This window comes from Paraburkholderia agricolaris (genome assembly GCF_009455635.1).
In the GTDB taxonomy this organism is placed as follows: Bacteria; Pseudomonadota; Gammaproteobacteria; order Burkholderiales; family Burkholderiaceae; genus Paraburkholderia; species Paraburkholderia agricolaris.
In genome coordinates, this window is sequence record NZ_QPER01000002.1 from 1,939,074 (window position 1) to 1,956,916 (window position 17,843).

Below are 17,843 nucleotides of genomic sequence, written 5' to 3' on the forward strand. Positions count from 1 at the left end.
CGCTGCGCGCATCATTTACAAACGCTGACGCGCTGCGGGCACGGACTCGTGAGCGTTTGTCATGCAGCCCTTCTCTCCTGAGAAGGCGCCGGCCAGAGCGCAGCCCAGAACGCAGGACTCACGCTGGCGTGGTTTGCCAATATGCGAAGCACGTCCTGTGCCGTGACGCCGCAATCATGACACCGCCGACAGCCCGCGCGACGCGCGGCTTTCCGTCCGAACCTTCATCTCCGGCCGACTTACCCCGCCAGGCGCTTCCCGCAGATGAAATTTATCTGTCGAGACATGCAGCAGTTGCGCCAGCTCGGTCAACGACTGCGCCGCTGCCGCTGCCTGTTCGACCAGCGCGGCGTTTTGCTGCGTCATGCTATCCATCTGCGTAACAGCAATGTTGACCTGATTGATGCCGGCGCTCTGCTCTTTGGCGGCCGCCGTGATCTCGTGTACGACCCCTGACACTCTCGCGATCGCATCGCGCGCAGCCTCGATTGTCTGCCCGGTTTTATCGACGAGTTCAACGCCGTTCTGCACCTTTCCCACCGCGCGATTGATCAGAACCCGAATTTCTTTTGCTGCACTCGCACTGCGCTGCGCCAGCGTACGCACTTCACCGGCCACAACAGCGAAACCGCGTCCCTCGTCTCCTGCCCGCGCCGCCTCTACCGCGGCATTGAGTGCGAGGATATTGGTCTGAAATGCAATGCCCTCGATCACTGAAATGATCTCCACCATCCTGTGCGATTCGCTCGACACCTCCTGCATGGTCGACGCCGCTGCCGTTGCCATCTCGCCACCGCGATTGACGATTTCCTCCGCATTCGCCGTCATTTCACTTGCCGTTTGAGCGTTCTCGGCCGTCTGTCTGACCATCGCGGTCATTTGCTCCATGCTGGCAGCGGTTTCCTCGAGCGAGGCGGCCTGATTCTCGGTACGCGCGGACAGATCGGCGTTGCCCTCGGCAATCTCACCCGCGCCCATCGCCACCTTGCTGGCGGCGTCCTTGATCTGTCCAATCGTGTCGGCGAGCCCGTCGCGCATACTCTGCATGACATGCAGCAGACTGGAATCGTCGGCCCGGCGGGTGTCGATGTCGATGGCAAGGTTACCCAACGTGATCTCGCCGGCCACCTGGACCGCATAGGCCGGATCGCCGCCGATCGTGCGCTGGATGCTGCGGTTGGTCAACGAGACCAGCGTGGACAGCAGCACCGCCAGTCCGGCAAATATACCGCCCACGAGATAGAGCGATTCTTTGAACGCCGCGTCGATATCGTCCACATAAGCGCCCGTAGCGATAATCCAGTCCCACGGCGCATATCGCACAACATAGCCGATCTTGTCGACCGCTGCATTGGCCGGATCGTGTGGATGCGGGAACACGTAATCGACGAAACCACCGTTCGGCGCCTGCGCGACCGAAGCGAAGGTCACGTAATGATGGCGGCCATCGGCATCGGCGGCCCCCGCCAGGTCTTTTCCATTCAATGCGGGTTTCATCGCATGCATGACCATCCGCGGTTTGGAATCGATCACGAGAAAATAACCGTCTTCGCCATAGCGGATATTGCGCAGCCGCTCGAGTGCCTGTTTGCGGGCATCCGCCTCGGGGAGCGCGCCGCTCTGCGCAAGTGTCGCGTATTCCTTCACGATGCTGAGCCCTACATGCGCGACGTTGACCAGATCGTTCTTGCGCTCTTCGATGCGGGTCTGACGGGACAACCATGCTGCCGACACGGACACCACGAGGAGTGCCATCAGACTGACGATCAGAGGCAGCCAGAGCTTTTGCGTGAAACTGAATCGGTGCATGCACGCTCCACAACGCTATCGAGGGTTCGCCCCAGGTCTCGTTACGGCCGTGCTGCTGCGCCCCAGGGACCGGCGAGCCGTTGCCTGAACACGGCTACCCGATCTGTTTATCGACATGGGCGGTGCGGATATGTCTAGAGACAAACCCTTGGCGAACGCCGCGAGACGACGCAGGGATGCCCCTCCAGGAGGAAAGTGCCCGAAACTCAGTGACTAATCGCCTCCAAAGCCAGCCCGCGAGTGGGCGGTCCGAGCAGAATCATGCAGATCGCGACAATCATCGAAATACCGATAAAGACCGCGACGCCGGGTACGCCATAGCCGTGCAGCAAAACCCCGATCGCAAGACCGGCGAAAGCCGCGGAAATCCGGCTCCACGAGTAGACGAACCCGATGGCGCGCGCGCGAACCCGAGTCGGGTAAAGCTCGGCCTGGTAACCGTGGTACGCGTAGGACATGATGTTCGACGACAGCGTGAATAGAACGCCGAGCGCAATCAGCAGCCAGGGTTCGGAAGCTTGCGAGAACACCGCAATCACCACGCCCATGACGACGAGACCGCCAATGATCTGAACCTTGCGTTCCACCCGGTCTGCAAACCAGGTGCCGAGCAGCGGGCCGAAGGGGTTGGCAATGGCAATGACGAAGGCGTAGCCGAGGCTGGCAGTCACATGAATACCGCGGTGAATCAGCAGCGTCGGCACCCACGCCGCGAAGCCGTAGAAGCCGATCACCTGAGCCATGTTGAAAATCGACAGGATGATCGTGCGGCGGCGATACTGGGACGTAAAAATTTCCCCCAACGTGCCTGCCGCCTGACTCTCCGGCATGACGGCCTGCGGTGCGGCGAGTTGAATGCCTTTCTCCGCGACCACGCGGCGCTCGATATCCGCGACAATGCGCTCGGCTTCGTCGACCTTTCCATGCCGCGCCAGCCAGCGCGGACTTTCAGGAATGTGGCGCCGCAGGATCCAGACCACGATTGCACCTACCGAGCCAATCAGGATCACGACGCGCCAGTAGTCGAGCCCTAGCGGCCGGGTGCCTTTCAAGGCGAAGGCAAGGAATGCCACCACCGGCACAACGGAGAACGTGATGAACTGATTGACGGCGTAGGCGCGGCCTCGCTGCCCGCTTGAAATCAGCTCGGAAATATAAGTATCGATGGTCACCAGCTCGACCCCGATACCTATTCCGGCAACGAAACGCCAGATATCGAGGCCCAGCCCGGACGACTGGAAGGCCATGATGATCGTGCACACCATGTACCAGATCAGCGACCACGTGAAGATCAGGCGGCGGCCAAACCGGTCGGCGACATAACCGAACATCAGCGTGCCGACCCACAGACCGGCGAACGTCGCGAACACGAAGGTGCCAAAGCCGGACACGGCCAGCGGTTGAAGCGAGGCGAGAAATCCCAGCGATTCAGGCTTGAAAAGCCCGGACTCGTTCATACCCGGCGCAACGTAACCCGTAAAGAACAGGTCGTAGAACTCGAACACGCCGCCAAGCGAGATCAGGATCACCATCGTCCAGATGGTGCGCGATGGCGGCAAACGGTCGAGCCGCGCGGCAATTTCGGCTGCTTTCTGCTGGGACATAGGATCTCTCGCTTTGCGTTATCCGCACCATCGGCGTTGAAATCCCGGCACTTTCGTATAAGGCTGCGGCAACCGGTCCGCAACTCGATTCATCGCCGGGATCTGGACGGCAATCTCGCACATATTCACGAGCGGACGCAATGCGTGTCAGTACCGAGATGTGCGCAGGTCCACAGGAGCGCTCAGTCCGTTGCCGCGTGCGAGAACTGGAACACGTTGACCGCATCGCGCAGGCTTTGCGCCTGCTCCTGCATCGACTGGGCGGCCGCGGCGGCCTGTTCGACCATTGCGGCGTTCTGCTGTGTCGTCTGGTCCATCTGGGCAATCGCCACGTTCACCTGCTCGATGCCGCGACTTTGCTCCTCGGATGCCGACGAAATCTCCGCGATGATGCTCGTTACGCGCCTGACGGACTGGACCAGCGACGCCATCGTGGTGCCCGCGCGTTCAACCTGCAGCTTGCCGCTATCCACCTTGCCGGTCGAATCCTCGATCAGAGACTTGATCTCCTTCGCCGCTTCCGCGCTGCGGCGCGCCAGATTGCGCACCTCGCCCGCCACGACGGCGAACCCCCGGCCCTCCTCGCCCGCGCGGGCCGCTTCCACCGCGGCGTTGAGCGCCAGGATGTTGGTTTGGAACGCAATGCTTTCGATCACCGAAATGATGTCGACGACGCGCGACGAACTGGCCGCGATGCCTTGCATCGTCGTCACCACCTGCTGCACCGCAACGCCGCCTTCACCCGCGATACTGGACGCGTCCGCGGCCATCCTGCTGGCCTCGTGGGCATTGTGCGCGTTCTGCTTCACGGTCGCCGTGAGTTGTTCCATGGTGGCGGCGGTTTCGCTGATCGACGCTGCCTGCTGTTCCGTGCGCGCCGAGAGATCCTGATTGCCGGCCGCGATCTGCTGCGCCGCCACGGTAATCGTTTCGGTTCCCCCGCGAATGGCGCGCAGCGTGTCCACCAGACGGCGCTGCATCCGCTCCATCGCCGACAACATGCTGTCGGCGTCTGTCCGCTGCAACGCTACCTCGCGCGACAGATCGCCGTTCGCGATACGCTCGGCGACAGCGGCCGCGTACACCGGATCGCCACCGAGACTGTGCGTCACATTGCGGATGATCAGGATCAGTGCCGTTGAACTGAGGGCGCCGATCAACAGAACGACGATCAGGTAGCGCAGCAGATCGGCCTTGAATGCCTCATTGATATCGTTGACGTATACCCCTGAGATCAGATACCAGTCCCAGGGGACAAACCGTTTAACGAAGCTGATTTTCTCCAGCCGGTCCGGCTTGCCGGGCAAGCGGCCCATATAGCGTACAAAACCCTGGCCCTGTGCCTGCGCGACTTTCACCATCTCCACGAATAGCAGCTTGCCGTCCGTGTCCTTGTAGTCGCTGACGTCTTTCATCCGCAGGTCCGCGAGCACGGGATGCATGATGACCACCGGGTGCGCCGTCGTAATGATCATGTAACCATTGCCCGGATAGCGCATGACGGAAAGTCTCGCCTTTGCCTGCTCCTGCGCCTGCTCGAGCGTCAACTGGTGAGCATCGACTTTCCCGGCGTAATCCGCAACGATTCCGGCCGCCGACTCCACAACGTTCCGAACTGCGCTCTGACGATCCGCCATCGTTCTTTCACGCGACTCCCACGCGGCCCAGCCGCCCAGGAACAGCAGGCCCAGCCACGTAATCAGCAGCGCCAGCCATAACTTGGTGTTCAAACTGAGACGCCTCACTCCATTCTCCCGATACTTTCCGCCCGACAAGACGCGATCGATTCGCGGTGGCTGGCTGCATATCGGCGCGCGGCCGGATTTCTGGAGTAAGGAAAACGCGGATGCATAACGGCGGCCACCTCATTGACCGCCGAAACGACAGCGGGCGGCTCCCGCCATCCGGGAAGCCGCCCGCGTCAATCCGCTGAAAACCCTTAGAACGAATGCCGCATGCCGATCCGCACGTCGGATTGCGTATTCGACGTCGACGGTGCGAAGCTGTAGCCGATCACCGCGTTCACGCCATTCGAGGCGCGCAGATAGTCGCCGGAAACATAGACATCGGTACGTTTGGACAACAGGTAATGCAACCCGAGCGAGCCCTGGTTCCAGTGATTGCCTTCGAAGCTCGTGTGCTGATAGCCGCCGTATAGCGACAACGCGGGCGTGAAGTTATACGACGCGCCCGCTTCATACACCTGCATATGCGAAGTCTGCCCGAAGCCCTTGATCGTCGTATAGGTGAAGTCGCCCGAGAGCATCAGGTTGCCGATCGTATAGGCGGCGCCGACCGCGAACGCACCTTGCTTATCCACCGGGAATGCCGACGCGCTATACAGATCGGTTACAGCACCCGTGGCCGGATCGACGGACACGGTCGGTTGGCCGAGGAAGGTTCGCGTGCCGATCATCGCGTACGGGTCGAAACCATAGATACCGTACGGATTGTTCAACTGCGTATACGCGAGGCCCATGTTGAACGGACCGTGGTCATAATGCGCGCCGACGCTCCATGCGCTCTTCTGATGGAAGTCGCCAGCGGTGTTGCCGAACGAGTACATGCCGCCAAAGGTGAAGCCGGAGAAATCGTTCGACAGGAACTTCACTGAATTCGGCAGACGGTCGCCGTTCATCCGGTCGAAGTCGCCCTGGTGAATCGCGTAACCGCTCGCCCATGCGGAAATGTTGTACAGGTAGACGAACTCTTCCGTCATATCGAGCTGATTGCCGAACGAGAAAGTGCCCCAGCCGTTCTTGATACCCACGTAAGCCTGGCGTCCGAATTCAGCACCGCCGAATCCCAGTTGGCCATTGCCCAGGTGAAAACCCGATTCGAGTACGAAGACCGCTTGCAAACCGCCGCCCAGATCTTCTACGCCTTTAAAGCCGATCCGGTTGCCGTAGGAAATGCCGTCGTCGAATTTGAACTGATGTGCGCCCCCGGCATTGTTCACGTACGTGATGCCGGCATCCAGAATCCCGTACAGGGTGACACTGCTTTGCGCATGGGCCACCGTCGGCGCACATACCGCGCTTGCCGCGAGAGCAAGTCCCGAAAGACTAACGGCATTTCTCTTCTTCATCTAATTCTCCCCTGCTCTTTGCCTGCGTATTTCGTTGGATAAAGCGATCCCCGCCGCGCGTTGTCTTGCAACGCGCAGCGCTTCTCGCATGACGGGCAGTTCGAAATCGGCTGAGACTGGTTGAAACGAATTGAAGCTATCGGCAATGCATGTAACGATCTGTCATGTCTGCATCGACGGCTCAAGAATACGAGTCCAGATTTATGAAGATTCGACCGGATGCGACATGAATCTGTCGAGTAGCGACCTCGAAGTGTGAAACACCGCGCTTATTTCACGCCGAGTGCGGTTTGCACGGCTTGCAAGCCATTGGCGCCACTGACAGTGTTCACGCCGTCGAGCCATGATTTCAGCAATTCGGGGTGGCGCTTGAGTGCCTCGGTGGCGGCCGCATCGACACCGGTCTTCTTTTCCAGCACCTCGGTAATCACGCCGTTCTCCAGATCGACATTGAATGTGAGCTGCCTGAACAGGCGGCCCACATTCGGACACTGCTCGGCGTACCCGTTACGCGCAACGGTATTGACCGTGGCGCCGCCGTAGTTCGGCCCGAAGTACTTGTCGCCGCCGTCCAGGTAGGTCAGCTTGAATTTCGTGTTCATCAGATGCGGCTCCCATGCAAGGAACACGATCCACTTCTTGTCCCGCACGGCGCGCTCGACCTGCGTGAGCATGCCGGTCTCACTCGATTCGACCAGCTTCCAGTTGCCGAGCCCGTAGGCCTTGTCGTCGACCATCTTCTTGATGTTCTGATTGGCCGGCGCACCCGGTTCGATGCCATAGATCTTGCTATCGAACCTGTCGGCGTTCTTTGCGAGATCCGCGAATGAATGCACCCCCGCAGCGGCGACGTAATCGGGCACGGCGAGCGTGAACTTCGCATTGCTCAGATTCGGATGCACGACTTCGATCGATTTGTCTTCTTCGAACGGCTTGACGAGCGGTGCCTGGGCCGGCATCCAGTTGCCGAGAAACACGTCGATCTGCCCTTTCTTAAGGCCCTGATAGGTAATCGGCACTGACAGGTTCGCCACGTTCTGATGGTAACCGAGCGCCTTCAGCAGCACGCCGGTCATCGCATTGGTGGCGTCGATGTCGGTCCAGCCAGGCCCCGCCATGTTCACCTGCGTACAGGATTGCGGCTCGGCCGCCATGGCGAAGGTGGCCGCCGCGCATAGCAGCGCAACTCCGGATACAGCCTGTTTGAAGAGCTTTTTCATCATGTCGGCTTCCTGTAGCTGAGAGGGTGCTGGGAGGATAAGTGGATTGAATCGTAAATGGAGAATCAACGCGTCACAGCGGGAAAACGGGCCATTGCTTCGAGCGTGTCGAGATCGATGTGATTGCGCATATAGCGCTGGCTCGCATCGACATGCGGCTGCCAGTCCCATGATGCGACGGTGCCTTGTGTCGTAGCCTCGAAATGGAAACGGCGGCGGCGCTGGCTTCGGAGTACTTCGTTGTGCAGCGCGGCGAGATCCCAGCGTCGCGCGATCTCCTCGCGCAATGCCGCGACCTGGGTTGCATAGCCGGCGTGCGTCGCGAGGTTCTCGCGTTCGAGCGGGTCCGCTGCCACGTCGTAGAGCTGATCAGGATCGGCCGGTGTATGGATGAACTTGAAGCGCCCGCGCCGCAGCATCACGATCGGCGCAATGGCGCCTTCCGCCAGGTATTCGCCAATCGCTTCGTCGTGGCCATCATGGGTGTCTTGGGTGCCGAGCAGGTGCGGGACGAGACTCTGACCGTCGAGCGAATCCGGCCAGAGCGCCGGCTGTTCGCCGCGCGCCATTTCCACCAGTGTGGGCAACAGATCGAGGTGCGAGACCGACTCGCGTACCCGATGCGCGTCGAACTGCTGCGGCGCATGCACGATCAATGGGACCCGGCAGCCGCCTTCGAAAAACGTCATCTTGTACCAGAGTCCGCGCTCGCCGAGCATCTCGCCGTGATCCGACGTCACCACGATGATGGTATCTTCGGCAAGCCCCGCTTGTTCGAGCGCGTCGAGAATCGCACCGAACTGGTCGTCGACGTAGGAAATCGCGCCGTAATAAGCACGCCGTGCATGACGGATCTGCTGGTCGGTTGGCGGCGTGCGGTCGGTTTCGCACACATGCCGCAAACGCTTCGAATGCGGATCGGCTTCATCGAGCGAATCGCGATGCGTGGGCAGTTCGATGTCTTCATCCGCATACAGGTCCCAGTATTTCTGAGGAATCGCGTAAGGGTCGTGCGGATGCGTCAGCGAAGCGACCAGGCAGAACGGCCGCTCATCTTTGCCTGCATGGCGCTCACGCGCGATATCGAAAAGCTTCTGGCGCGTGGTGAAGGTGACTTCATCGTCGAAATCCAGTTGATTGGTACGCACGCAGGGGCCGGCGTCGATCACCGAACTCATGTTGTGGTACCACGTAGGACGCGTTTCGAAATCGTCCCAGTTCGGCGTCCAGCCGAAATCGGCGGGATAGATGTCGGTGGTGAGCCGTTCTTCGAAACCATGCAACTGATCGGCCCCGCAGAAATGCATTTTGCCGGACAGGATCGTGCGATACCCAACGGCGCGAAGATAGTGCGCGAACGTCAGCGTTTGCGACGGAAATTCTGCTGCATTGTCATAGGCGCCGATCGCGGACGGCAGCTTGCCCGACAAAAAGGAAAAGCGCGACGGCGCACATAGAGGACTGGCGCAATACGCCGAGTCGAATACCACGCCCTGTTTGGCGAGGCGATCGAGATTGGGGGTCTTCGTCAGACGATGTCCATATGCGGCCAGCGCAAACGGCGTCATCTGATCGGCCATCAGAATGAGGATATTCTGTTTCGTTTCAAGCATTGGGGCGCGCCTCGAATAGAATCGCAAATGCGGATGCAGGTGTCGTTGCAAGCGGAATAGCCGGCACGCCGGCCCCGCATGAACACCACTATTGCTGTCCAATTCGAAGCTGTGAAGACGGCAAATCGTTATGTGCCTATAAGGGGGCCTTATGTCGAGGCAGGATCGTTTGCCGCCAATGCAGGCATTGACAATGTTCGAATCCGCCGCGCGGCTTGCGAGTTTCACGGCGGCCGCGCGCGAACTCGGCTCGACGCAGCCGGCGGTCAGTCAGCGCGTGGTGCAACTCGAAGAAGCCGTTGGCGCACCGCTTTTCGAACGCGGCCATCGTGGCGTCACGCTGACGGAAGACGGCGCGTGCCTCTTCGAAGCAGTACGCAACGCGCTCGACACTATCCGCGTGGCCACCGCCGAGATCCGCGCACGGCGCACGCCGCAAACCCTCACGCTCTCCACCGATTTCGGTTTCGCTACCTACTGGTTGATGCCGCGCCTGTCGCAGTTCAAGGCGTTGATGCCGGACGTCGACGTCAAGATCATCACGTCGCAAACCGTATTCGATCCCTCACACGATCAGGCGGACGTTGTGATTGCGTTCGGCGACGAGGATGCGGACTGGACCGCGCGAGGCGCGCTCAAGCTATTTCCGGAACGTGTCACGCCGGTGTGCAGTCCGGCGTTTCTGGCGGCGCATCCGCAGTTGCGTACGCCGTCCGATCTGACGAGCTTGCCGCTGCTGCATCTCGAACCCACCCAGCCGGCGCGCTGGCTGTCGTGGGCCGACTGGTTTACGGCACACGGCCTGGATGCGCCCGCCGCGCATCGCGGCATCACCTTCAACAGCTTTACGCTGGTCGCCCATGCAGCGATCATGGGCCAGGGTGTCGCGCTCGGCTGGGCGCCGCTGATCGACGAACTGCTCGCCACCGGCCAACTCGTCGAACCGTTCGACACACCCGTGGTCACGGAGCGCGGCTATCTGCTCGTCACACAGCGCGCGGCGACACCGGCGGTCAGCGCATTCCGCCAATGGTTAATCGGTGAATGCGGGCTCGACGCAGAATGAGGGCCGAGCCTCAGGGAGCCGGAGACGGGGCGTGAACCATGGTTGACACATATGTAGTCCATGGATTACACTTTCTGAATGTTGAATATCCGCACCACTGAGACATTTGACGCCTGGTTCGACGGTTTGAAAGACCGGATCGCCAGGCGCCGCATTCAGGCCCGCATCGACCGTCTGGCGATGGGCAACCCCGGCGACACGAACTCCGCCGGTGCGCCAATTATCGAACTGCGGATCGATCACGGTCCCGGCTATCGCGTCTACTACGTGCAGCGCGGCGCAGTGCTGGTGATCCTGCTGTGTGGTGGTGACAAGTCGACTCAACCCGCAGATATCAAAGCCGCACACAAGATGCTGGCGAACCTTGAATCGGAGTGAACAATGGAAAAAATCAAAACCCGGTCGTGGGATTCGGCCGAACACCTGAAGACCGAAACGGACATGGCAGAATATTTCGAGGCCTGTCTGCTCGAAGGCGGCGACGATCCTGCATTCCTCGCGCATGCGTTGGGCGTGATCGCGCGTGCGCGTGGCATGGCGCAACTTGCCCGCGATACCGGGATCTCGCGCGAGGGCCTGTACAAGGCACTGTCCGAAGATGGCAACCCCAGCTTCGCGACGATCATCAAGGTGATCCGCGCCCTCGGTCTGGAGTTGCACGCGGCGCCTGCTCACGCCTGAAATTGACTTGTGCCCGGGGCGTTCCGGGCCTCCACCGCCCACCTCTGACGCTCCCATTCCAGCGCGACGGCGTTTAGCTTCTATCCGCGTACCCCGCCGATTTGCTCTACTGCGATGATGCATGCCGCGCCCCGCGGCGTGCCCCTATCGCCCCAAGTGGAGTGCGCATGTCCGTCGATTCCCGTCCCGATCAACTGGTTCTCACGGTCGCCTGTCCGAGTGCGGCCGGCCAGGTTGCCGCCGTCGTCGGTTTTCTCGACCGGCATCATTGCTATATCGACGAATTGACCGTTTTCGACGACGACCTCAGCGAGCGCTTCTTCGTACGCTGCGTGTTTCATGGCGTCGATACCAAAGAGACCCTGCACATCGCGGCACTCAAGCGCGAATTCGAAGCGATCGCCGAGCGTTTCCGGATGAGCTGGGCAATGCATGACGTCGGCACGCGGCCGAAGGTGCTGATCATGGTGTCGAAGCTCGAACATTGTCTCGCCGATCTGCTGTTCCGTTGGCGAATGGGCGAGTTGAAGATGGATATTGTCGGTATCGGCTCGAACCATCGCGATCTGGAGCCGCTCGCGCAACAGCACGGCCTGCCGTTCCATCATTTGCCGATCAGTGCCGATACCAAGCCGCAGCAGGAGGCGCGTTTGCTCGACCTGTTCGACACCTCAGGCGCCGAATTGATGATCCTTGCCCGCTACATGCAGATTCTTTCTGGCGAGACGAGCCGCGCGCTCGCAGCCCGCGCGATCAACATTCATCATTCGTTTCTACCCGGCTTCAAAGGCGCGAAGCCCTATCACCAGGCGCATGCGCGCGGCGTGAAGCTGATCGGCGCCACCGCGCACTTCGTTACCGACGATCTCGACGAAGGTCCCATCATCGAACAGGTCGTGGAGCGCGTCGATCACTCATATAGCCCGGAGCGCCTGCTCGCGACAGGACGCGACGTCGAATGCATCACGCTTGCACGCGCCGTGAAGGCATTTATCGAGCGGCGGGTATTCATCAACGGCGATCGGACCGTGGTACTGCAATAGCCGCCATAGTCGCCAAAGAAAACGCCGCTCAATGTGAGCGGCGCCTCATTCATACAAAGCACGAAATCACTTCAGCCAGCTATCCACACGATCCCCATGCGCACTGATCCAGGCATCGGCGGCGGCTGTCGGCTTTTCGCCGTTTTGCGCGGCCAGCATCACGCTGTCGATCTCGCCCGGTTTCCATTGAAACTTCTTCAGGAACGCGACGACCGTGGGCGCCTTCGTCTCCAGTTGAGGATTGACGACGCTATCCACATGCTCCGCCTCGCCGAACACCTTTTTCGGATCGTCGAGGAATTTGAGCTTGTACTTTGCGAACATCCAGTGCGGTTTCCAGCCCGTTACGATGATCGGCTTGCTCGCCGCCTCCGAACGAGCCAGCTCGGCAGTCATCGCACTGCCCGAACTCGGCATCAACTGATAGTCGAGCCCGTATGCCTTGATTGCTTCGCTGGTTTTCTGCATCACGCCGGCGCCGGCGTCGATACCGACGATACGCGAGCCGAATTCCGTTTTCTTCGCTTCGAGATCCCCAACGCTCTTCACGTCGGCGTTCTCCGGCACGATCAGGCCGATCTTCGCATCGTTGAAGTTGGGACCGAGGTCGACGACCTTATCCTTGAAGTTGTTCCAGTACGCGCCGTGCGTGACCGGCAACCATGCGGACAGCGTCGCATCGAGGTCGCCGCGCGCCACGCCTTGCCACATCACACCGGCCGCGACCGGCACGAGCTGCACCTGATAGCCAAGGCGCTTTTCGATCACGCGCGCGGCCACGTTCGAGGTCGCGACGCTGTCGTCCCAACCCTCCACGTAACCGATCTTGATGGTCGGCTTGGTATCGGCCGACACGCTTACGCTGCTCGCCGCCAGCGCCGTGCTCAACACACTCAACATGAATATCTTTCTGACCAGTCTCATCGCCGTTCTCCCGTTTGCCATCCAAACAACCCGTACCCATTGAGCATTTAGAATCGCCAGCCAGAATTGCCAGGTAGCGTCGTTTTCCGACATCCAGTTGTCCGCAGGCGACTTTGGGCGAGAGTCAGAGTCTGAGCCCTGCTCTTGTCTTACTTATCCACGACGAGATCGCTCAGGGGCTTGCTGCAACACAGCAGCACCATGCCCTGATCGATTTCGCGCTGACGAATGCCGCCCGCGTGTTTCATGGCGACTTCGCCCGACACCAGCTTGACCTTGCAGGTGCCGCACATGCCTTGCGTGCACGAGGCTGCGAGCCGCACGCCCGCCTTTTTTGCCGCATCCAGTACGTGCTGGCCGCTGCCACATTCGATCTCGCGGTTGCTTTTGACGAAGCTCACCTTGAATTTCGTTTCCGTCTCGAGCGGTATTGCTGCCGGCGTGAACCCGGTCGCCTGTTCACGTGTTTCGGCAAAACGCTCCGCGGCGACTGTCGGTGCCTGTAACGCGTCCGCGACATGCGCGGTTGTCAGTTGCGCGGCCACCTCGCTGATCGTCTCGAACGAGAAGCTTTCCTCGTGGTAATGGCTGCGATCGAAGCCGCCTTCGGCCAGCAGGTTTCGGACGGCCTGCATATAAGGCGCGGGACCGCAGGTGAAAATCTCGCGATCCAGGAAATCTGGCGCAATGAGTTTAAGCAAGGGCAAGCTCAGAAAGCCGGTGATGCCTGGCCAATTGGTCCGTGCACCAAGCCGTTCACAGACGAACGCGGTGCGAAAATTAGCCTGATTCGATGCAATCAGATCGAGCTCGCGCGCGAAGATGATGTCGTCCGGGGTCCGGGCGCTGTGCACGAATACGATGTCGCTATCTTCGCCGAGTTCATGATGCGCGCGGCTCATCGACATCAGCGGCGTCACGCCCGATCCTGCCGACAGAAACAGAAACTTACGAGCCGGATGCCGGGCACAGGTGAACTCGCCGGACGGCCCCAGCACGCGAACCTGCATGCCCGCGTGCAGATTGTCGTGCAGCCAGTTCGACACGGTGCCACCCGGCACGCGCTTCACAGTGATGGAAATGGTGTGCGGACGGGTGGGCGGCGACGAGATCGTATAGCAGCGATTCACGGCCTCGCCATCGATCTCCAGTTCCAGCGTAATGAACTGCCCGGGTTCGAACACAAACGCCCGTTCGGACGGTGCACGAAAGAAAAAGCTCTTGACGTCGTGCGTTTCCTGGCGGACCAGGCAGCACACCAGCGTGTCGTCGGTATCGCTGTTCCAGCGCGCCGGCAAGGTCTCCCAGAACCGCGGCTGCGTCACGCGGCTTGAAGTCTCGCCGCCTGAATTTTCACGGTTCGCAGCCGGCTCGGGACTGAGCTGAAGCGTCGCCTGATCGCGCATCATTGTTTTCTCCCGCTCCTGGTTGCGGTATCGCGCTCAGCGCATGAAAGACACGACTTTTTCGCCGTGCGAAACCGGCGCATCGCCGGCATCATGGGTTTGGGGTGCATTGCTGTACTCCGCAATGCGGCCGATATACCACTCGCAGAATTTCTCGACGAGGCCTTCGGTGAACGGCGAATACGGACCCGGTTCGTAGGCGCTGCTGGTCGCGCCGCGTTGCGAGTACTCCACGAGCGCACGGTCCTGGTCATTGGTGGCGCGCCACACGGCCGTAAGATTGTTCACGTCGTAATCGATGCCCTCACGCGCATCCTTGTGGACGAGCCACTTGGTACGCACCAGCGTTTTACCCGCCGACAACGGAATCACCGAGAAGCTGACGATATGGTCGCTCATGAAGTGATGCCACGAATTCGGCTGCGTCCAGAACGAGAGACCACCCAGATCGGCCTGCTCAAAACCGCCGAGCAGTTTCTTCGATGCCACCTTCGCGTCCATCGTCTGCGACTCGCCGTCGCGATCGAGCGGTAAGCGTTGCGTGCGGAAACCCGTCACCAGATCCGCCAGCCGGTCGATCTCCGCCGACGGCAGCTTCATCGCCTCCCATTGCGCGGTACGGCGCGCCACGGTTGCTTCGAACGCGGCCATGCCTTCTTCATTGGCGGGCGTGCGTTGATAGCCGAAACCGTATTCGTAAAGCGAAATCGTCAACTCCGGATGGTTCGCGACGCAGTGGTAGCACTCGCGATTGTTCTCCATCGTGAGCTTCCAGTTACCCTCTTCGATGATGTCGATCGACGCCGCGACCTTGCAGCCGGCCAGATCGTGCGGCAACAGGTACGGTTCCATCGCGGCGCGCATCACGGCGAAGTCGGCGGGCGGATCGTCCGCGAGACAGATGAAGATGAGCCCGGCCAGATTCTCTACACGCACCGCTTTCAGGCTGTGCTTGCAGCGGTCGAACTGATCGCCCATATGCTCGGCGAACATCAGATCGCCGTTCAGGTTATAGGTCCAGCTGTGATACGGGCAAACAATATTGCCGAGCGAGCCTTTGTCCGTATTGCACAGGCGCGCGCCGCGATGGCGGCAGACGTTATGGAACGCCCGCACCTGCATGTCGTCGTCGCGCACGATCAGAATCGAATCGCTGCCGATTTCCACTGTGATGTAGTCGCCTGGTTCCGGTACGTCCGGTTCCACCGCGACCTGAATCCAGTGCTTGCGGAAAATCGCTTCCATGTCGAGCGCGAAAATTTCCTCGCCCGTATAGAACGGCGCTTCCAGCGTGTGATTCCTTTTGCGGCGTTCGATCATCGCGCGAACGTCTGCCGAAACTTTCATTGTGTGCTCCGTTGCATGTCACGTCTGGCGCCGCGCCAGGCCCTCCTGGCCGCATGTTCGCCCGAACCGGAAATCAGTAATCCACGAGTTGATGCTCGCGCAAATACGCAAGGATCACTTGTGCTTTTTCGACGCAACTCCCTTCAATTACGACGCTGCCGCCACGGCTTTCCGTGGTCGTCGCCGAGAGCATGCGGGCATGCCCCGAGCGCTTCTCGGCAGCGGCCAGGCGCACCGGTTTGGCGGTCGCGGGACGGGTCGCCCAGGCGAGCGCGTCGGCATTGGCAGCGTCCGGGCTTCCGGGTGTTTTCTCCACGATCGGACGGATCGTGCCTTCGCGCAACCTTGCATAGGCGTAGGTGGGTGCCGCGTTGGCCATCGGGTGCACGGCGATCACAGCCGGCAACCGCACTTCAACGCGCCGGCGCAGGCCTTTCGGCATGAATTGCCGGACTTCCGCGCAGCCGTCGCGGAGTGTCAGATCGACGGCGGCACCGACCAAGGGCATCTCCAGCGCACTGGCGACGCGATACGGCAGCATGCCGCTGTCGAATGCGCCTTCGGCGCGGGTGCCGGTCAACACAAGGTCGTAACCGCGCAGCCGCGCGGCAAGTGGCGCTGTCGCGTCACCTGGCAGTCCAGCAGAAGCAGGCACTTCCAGCACCTCGACCGTGTGTGCGCCGAGCGCGAGATACTCCTTCAACGCCGGATTGGCCGGGTCGCCCGCATGCAGCACCTCGAGTGTCGCGCCGTGCGTTCTGGCGAGGGCAAGCGCCATTGTCAGCGCGGCGGCGTCGTTACGGCTGTAACGCGCGGTGCCGCTGACCGGGTGCCGCCCCACGGAAACCAGTACGGCGATCTTCATGCCAGTGCTCCTTCCGCAACAGCCGTTGAATTCAATATCGCCGCACCGGTGCCGCGTGCGCTACGCGCGGCCGCCGCGGCTTCATTCAGCGCCGCGATGGTTTCCCCCGCGTCGCCGATAACGGTCAGATTCGCGCGTTTGGCGATCGGCGCACTGGCGTCGAGATTCACGGCGATCACATGCCGGCAATCCTTGATGCCTTGCAGATGCTGCACCGCGCCGGAAATACCGAACGCGATATAGACGCTCGCCTCGACGGTCTTGCCGGTCGCGCCAATCTGCTTGTCGCGGGTGAACTTGCCGTCGTCCACGGCGACGCGGCTTGCGCCAATCGCGGCGCCCAACGTAGCCGCCAGACGTTCGAAGGCCGGCACATCGCTAACCCCATTGCCCGCCGAGACGATGAAATCCGCTTCCTCGAGCGCGAGCTGGGCCGCGTCCATCTCCTCGATTCCAAGATCGCGCACGATGCCTTTCGAGGAAGCCGCTTCGCCATCGAAACGCCACACCACGCGCTCGCCCGCGCCGACGAACGGTAACTTCGGATCGACCGCATTCGGTGCGAGCAGCACAACCTCAGGCAACGCACGCACGGCGAACGCCGTATTCGTCTGAATATAAGCCGCGACATGTGCGGCATCGATTTCAACCACATGCGTCGCGACGCTCGCGTTCGCGGCTGCCGCATAGCGGCGGCCAAGATCGCCGTCGCCGGTGACGTTGTCGGGCAGAAAAATGTGCGCCGGCGCATAGGCCGCGACACACGCCGCCAGTGCGTTCAGTTCGTCCAGCGGCGCAAAAACACGGCGATCGAACATGGGTAACTCGATCAGCTTGTCTGCGCCGAGCGCGGCGGCATCACCCGTGAATTCGCCGAATACAAGCAGCACGACTTCGGTCGTTGGGTTCGCGATCAGCGCGGCGGCGGCCAGCGCCTGGCGTGCGTGATCGTCCAGTGCGCCGCGATCCGCGTGCGCGGCGACCAGCAGCACGCGCTGCGCCACAGCCGTCGTACGGCGCGGCTTCGCATGCTCGCGATGCGCCGGCCCCGAGGCGCCGTGCACCGCAAATTCCGTCGCGCCGGCGACGCCCGTCATGCCGAGCGTGATGCGCCTGAGTCCGTCGGCTGTGATCGTGAACGGCCGGCGCGGGTCGATTCGTTTGAGCATGTTCATGG

General features: G+C 61.1%; 15 protein-coding genes. 4 read left to right on the forward strand and 11 right to left on the reverse strand.

Annotated elements, in window-relative coordinates:
• Positions 1–174 precede the first annotated feature (174 nt).
• From GH665_RS30060 to betC, 6 genes are all read right to left on the reverse strand, one after another.
• The gene (locus GH665_RS30060; protein ID WP_153140823.1) at positions 175–1,809 is read right to left on the reverse strand and encodes a methyl-accepting chemotaxis protein; all 1,635 of its coding nucleotides are present in this window, start codon (positions 1,807–1,809) and stop codon (positions 175–177) included.
• A gap of 206 nt (positions 1,810–2,015) precedes the next feature.
• Positions 2,016–3,413, reverse strand: coding sequence for an MFS transporter (locus GH665_RS30065; RefSeq protein WP_153140824.1), 1,398 nt, complete (start codon positions 3,411–3,413; stop codon positions 2,016–2,018).
• A 182-nt stretch (positions 3,414–3,595) separates the two neighbouring features.
• Complete coding sequence (locus tag GH665_RS30070; RefSeq protein ID WP_167531031.1) at positions 3,596–5,158, reverse strand: methyl-accepting chemotaxis protein; 1,563 nt, start codon at positions 5,156–5,158, stop codon at positions 3,596–3,598.
• Between the two features lie 194 nt (positions 5,159–5,352).
• Positions 5,353–6,501: a porin gene (locus GH665_RS30075; protein ID WP_153140825.1), complete on the reverse strand. Its 1,149-nt coding sequence runs from the start codon at positions 6,499–6,501 to the stop codon at positions 5,353–5,355.
• Positions 6,502–6,770: 269 nt separating this feature from the next.
• Positions 6,771–7,724, reverse strand: coding sequence for a choline ABC transporter substrate-binding protein (locus GH665_RS30080; RefSeq protein WP_246216415.1), 954 nt, complete (start codon positions 7,722–7,724; stop codon positions 6,771–6,773).
• A gap of 62 nt (positions 7,725–7,786) precedes the next feature.
• Positions 7,787–9,334, reverse strand: coding sequence for a choline-sulfatase (betC, locus tag GH665_RS30085; RefSeq protein WP_153140826.1), 1,548 nt, complete (start codon positions 9,332–9,334; stop codon positions 7,787–7,789).
• A gap of 151 nt (positions 9,335–9,485) precedes the next feature.
• On the opposite strand from betC, the gene GH665_RS30090 reads away from it, so the two are divergent.
• The 4 genes from GH665_RS30090 to purU all read left to right on the forward strand — a co-directional run bounded on the left by GH665_RS30090 (position 9,486) and on the right by purU (position 12,124).
• A complete protein-coding gene (locus tag GH665_RS30090; RefSeq protein ID WP_153140827.1) occupies positions 9,486–10,400 on the forward strand; it encodes a choline sulfate utilization transcriptional regulator in 915 nt (304 codons plus the stop codon).
• 78 nt (positions 10,401–10,478) lie between these two features.
• Positions 10,479–10,778 (forward strand): type II toxin-antitoxin system RelE/ParE family toxin, encoded by a 300-nt coding sequence (locus GH665_RS30095; protein WP_153140828.1) that lies wholly within the window; start codon positions 10,479–10,481, stop codon positions 10,776–10,778.
• Between the two features lie 3 nt (positions 10,779–10,781).
• Positions 10,782–11,081, forward strand: coding sequence for an addiction module antidote protein (locus GH665_RS30100; RefSeq protein WP_153140829.1), 300 nt, complete (start codon positions 10,782–10,784; stop codon positions 11,079–11,081).
• A gap of 167 nt (positions 11,082–11,248) precedes the next feature.
• Positions 11,249–12,124, forward strand: a complete 876-nt coding sequence (gene purU / locus GH665_RS30105) for a formyltetrahydrofolate deformylase (RefSeq protein ID WP_153140830.1) — start codon at positions 11,249–11,251, stop codon at positions 12,122–12,124.
• A 66-nt stretch (positions 12,125–12,190) separates the two neighbouring features.
• On the opposite strand, the gene GH665_RS30110 is transcribed toward purU, so the two are convergent.
• The 5 genes from GH665_RS30110 to GH665_RS30130 all read right to left on the reverse strand — a co-directional run bounded on the left by GH665_RS30110 (position 12,191) and on the right by GH665_RS30130 (position 17,841).
• On the reverse strand, positions 12,191–13,048 hold the full coding sequence (locus tag GH665_RS30110) for a glycine betaine ABC transporter substrate-binding protein (protein ID WP_153140831.1): 858 nt from the start codon (positions 13,046–13,048) through the stop codon (positions 12,191–12,193).
• Between the two features lie 149 nt (positions 13,049–13,197).
• Positions 13,198–14,457, reverse strand: coding sequence for an FAD-binding oxidoreductase (locus GH665_RS30115; protein WP_153140832.1), 1,260 nt, complete (start codon positions 14,455–14,457; stop codon positions 13,198–13,200).
• Positions 14,458–14,490: 33 nt separating this feature from the next.
• Positions 14,491–15,801: an aromatic ring-hydroxylating oxygenase subunit alpha gene (locus GH665_RS30120; protein WP_153140833.1), complete on the reverse strand. Its 1,311-nt coding sequence runs from the start codon at positions 15,799–15,801 to the stop codon at positions 14,491–14,493.
• Positions 15,802–15,874: 73 nt separating this feature from the next.
• A complete protein-coding gene (locus GH665_RS30125) occupies positions 15,875–16,666 on the reverse strand; it encodes an electron transfer flavoprotein subunit beta/FixA family protein (RefSeq protein WP_153140834.1) in 792 nt (263 codons plus the stop codon).
• Entirely contained in the window at positions 16,663–17,841 is a 1,179-nt protein-coding gene (locus GH665_RS30130; protein WP_153140835.1) for an electron transfer flavoprotein subunit alpha/FixB family protein, read from the reverse strand. Before GH665_RS30130 ends, GH665_RS30125 begins: the two co-directional genes overlap by 4 nt.
• Positions 17,842–17,843 lie beyond the last annotated feature (2 nt).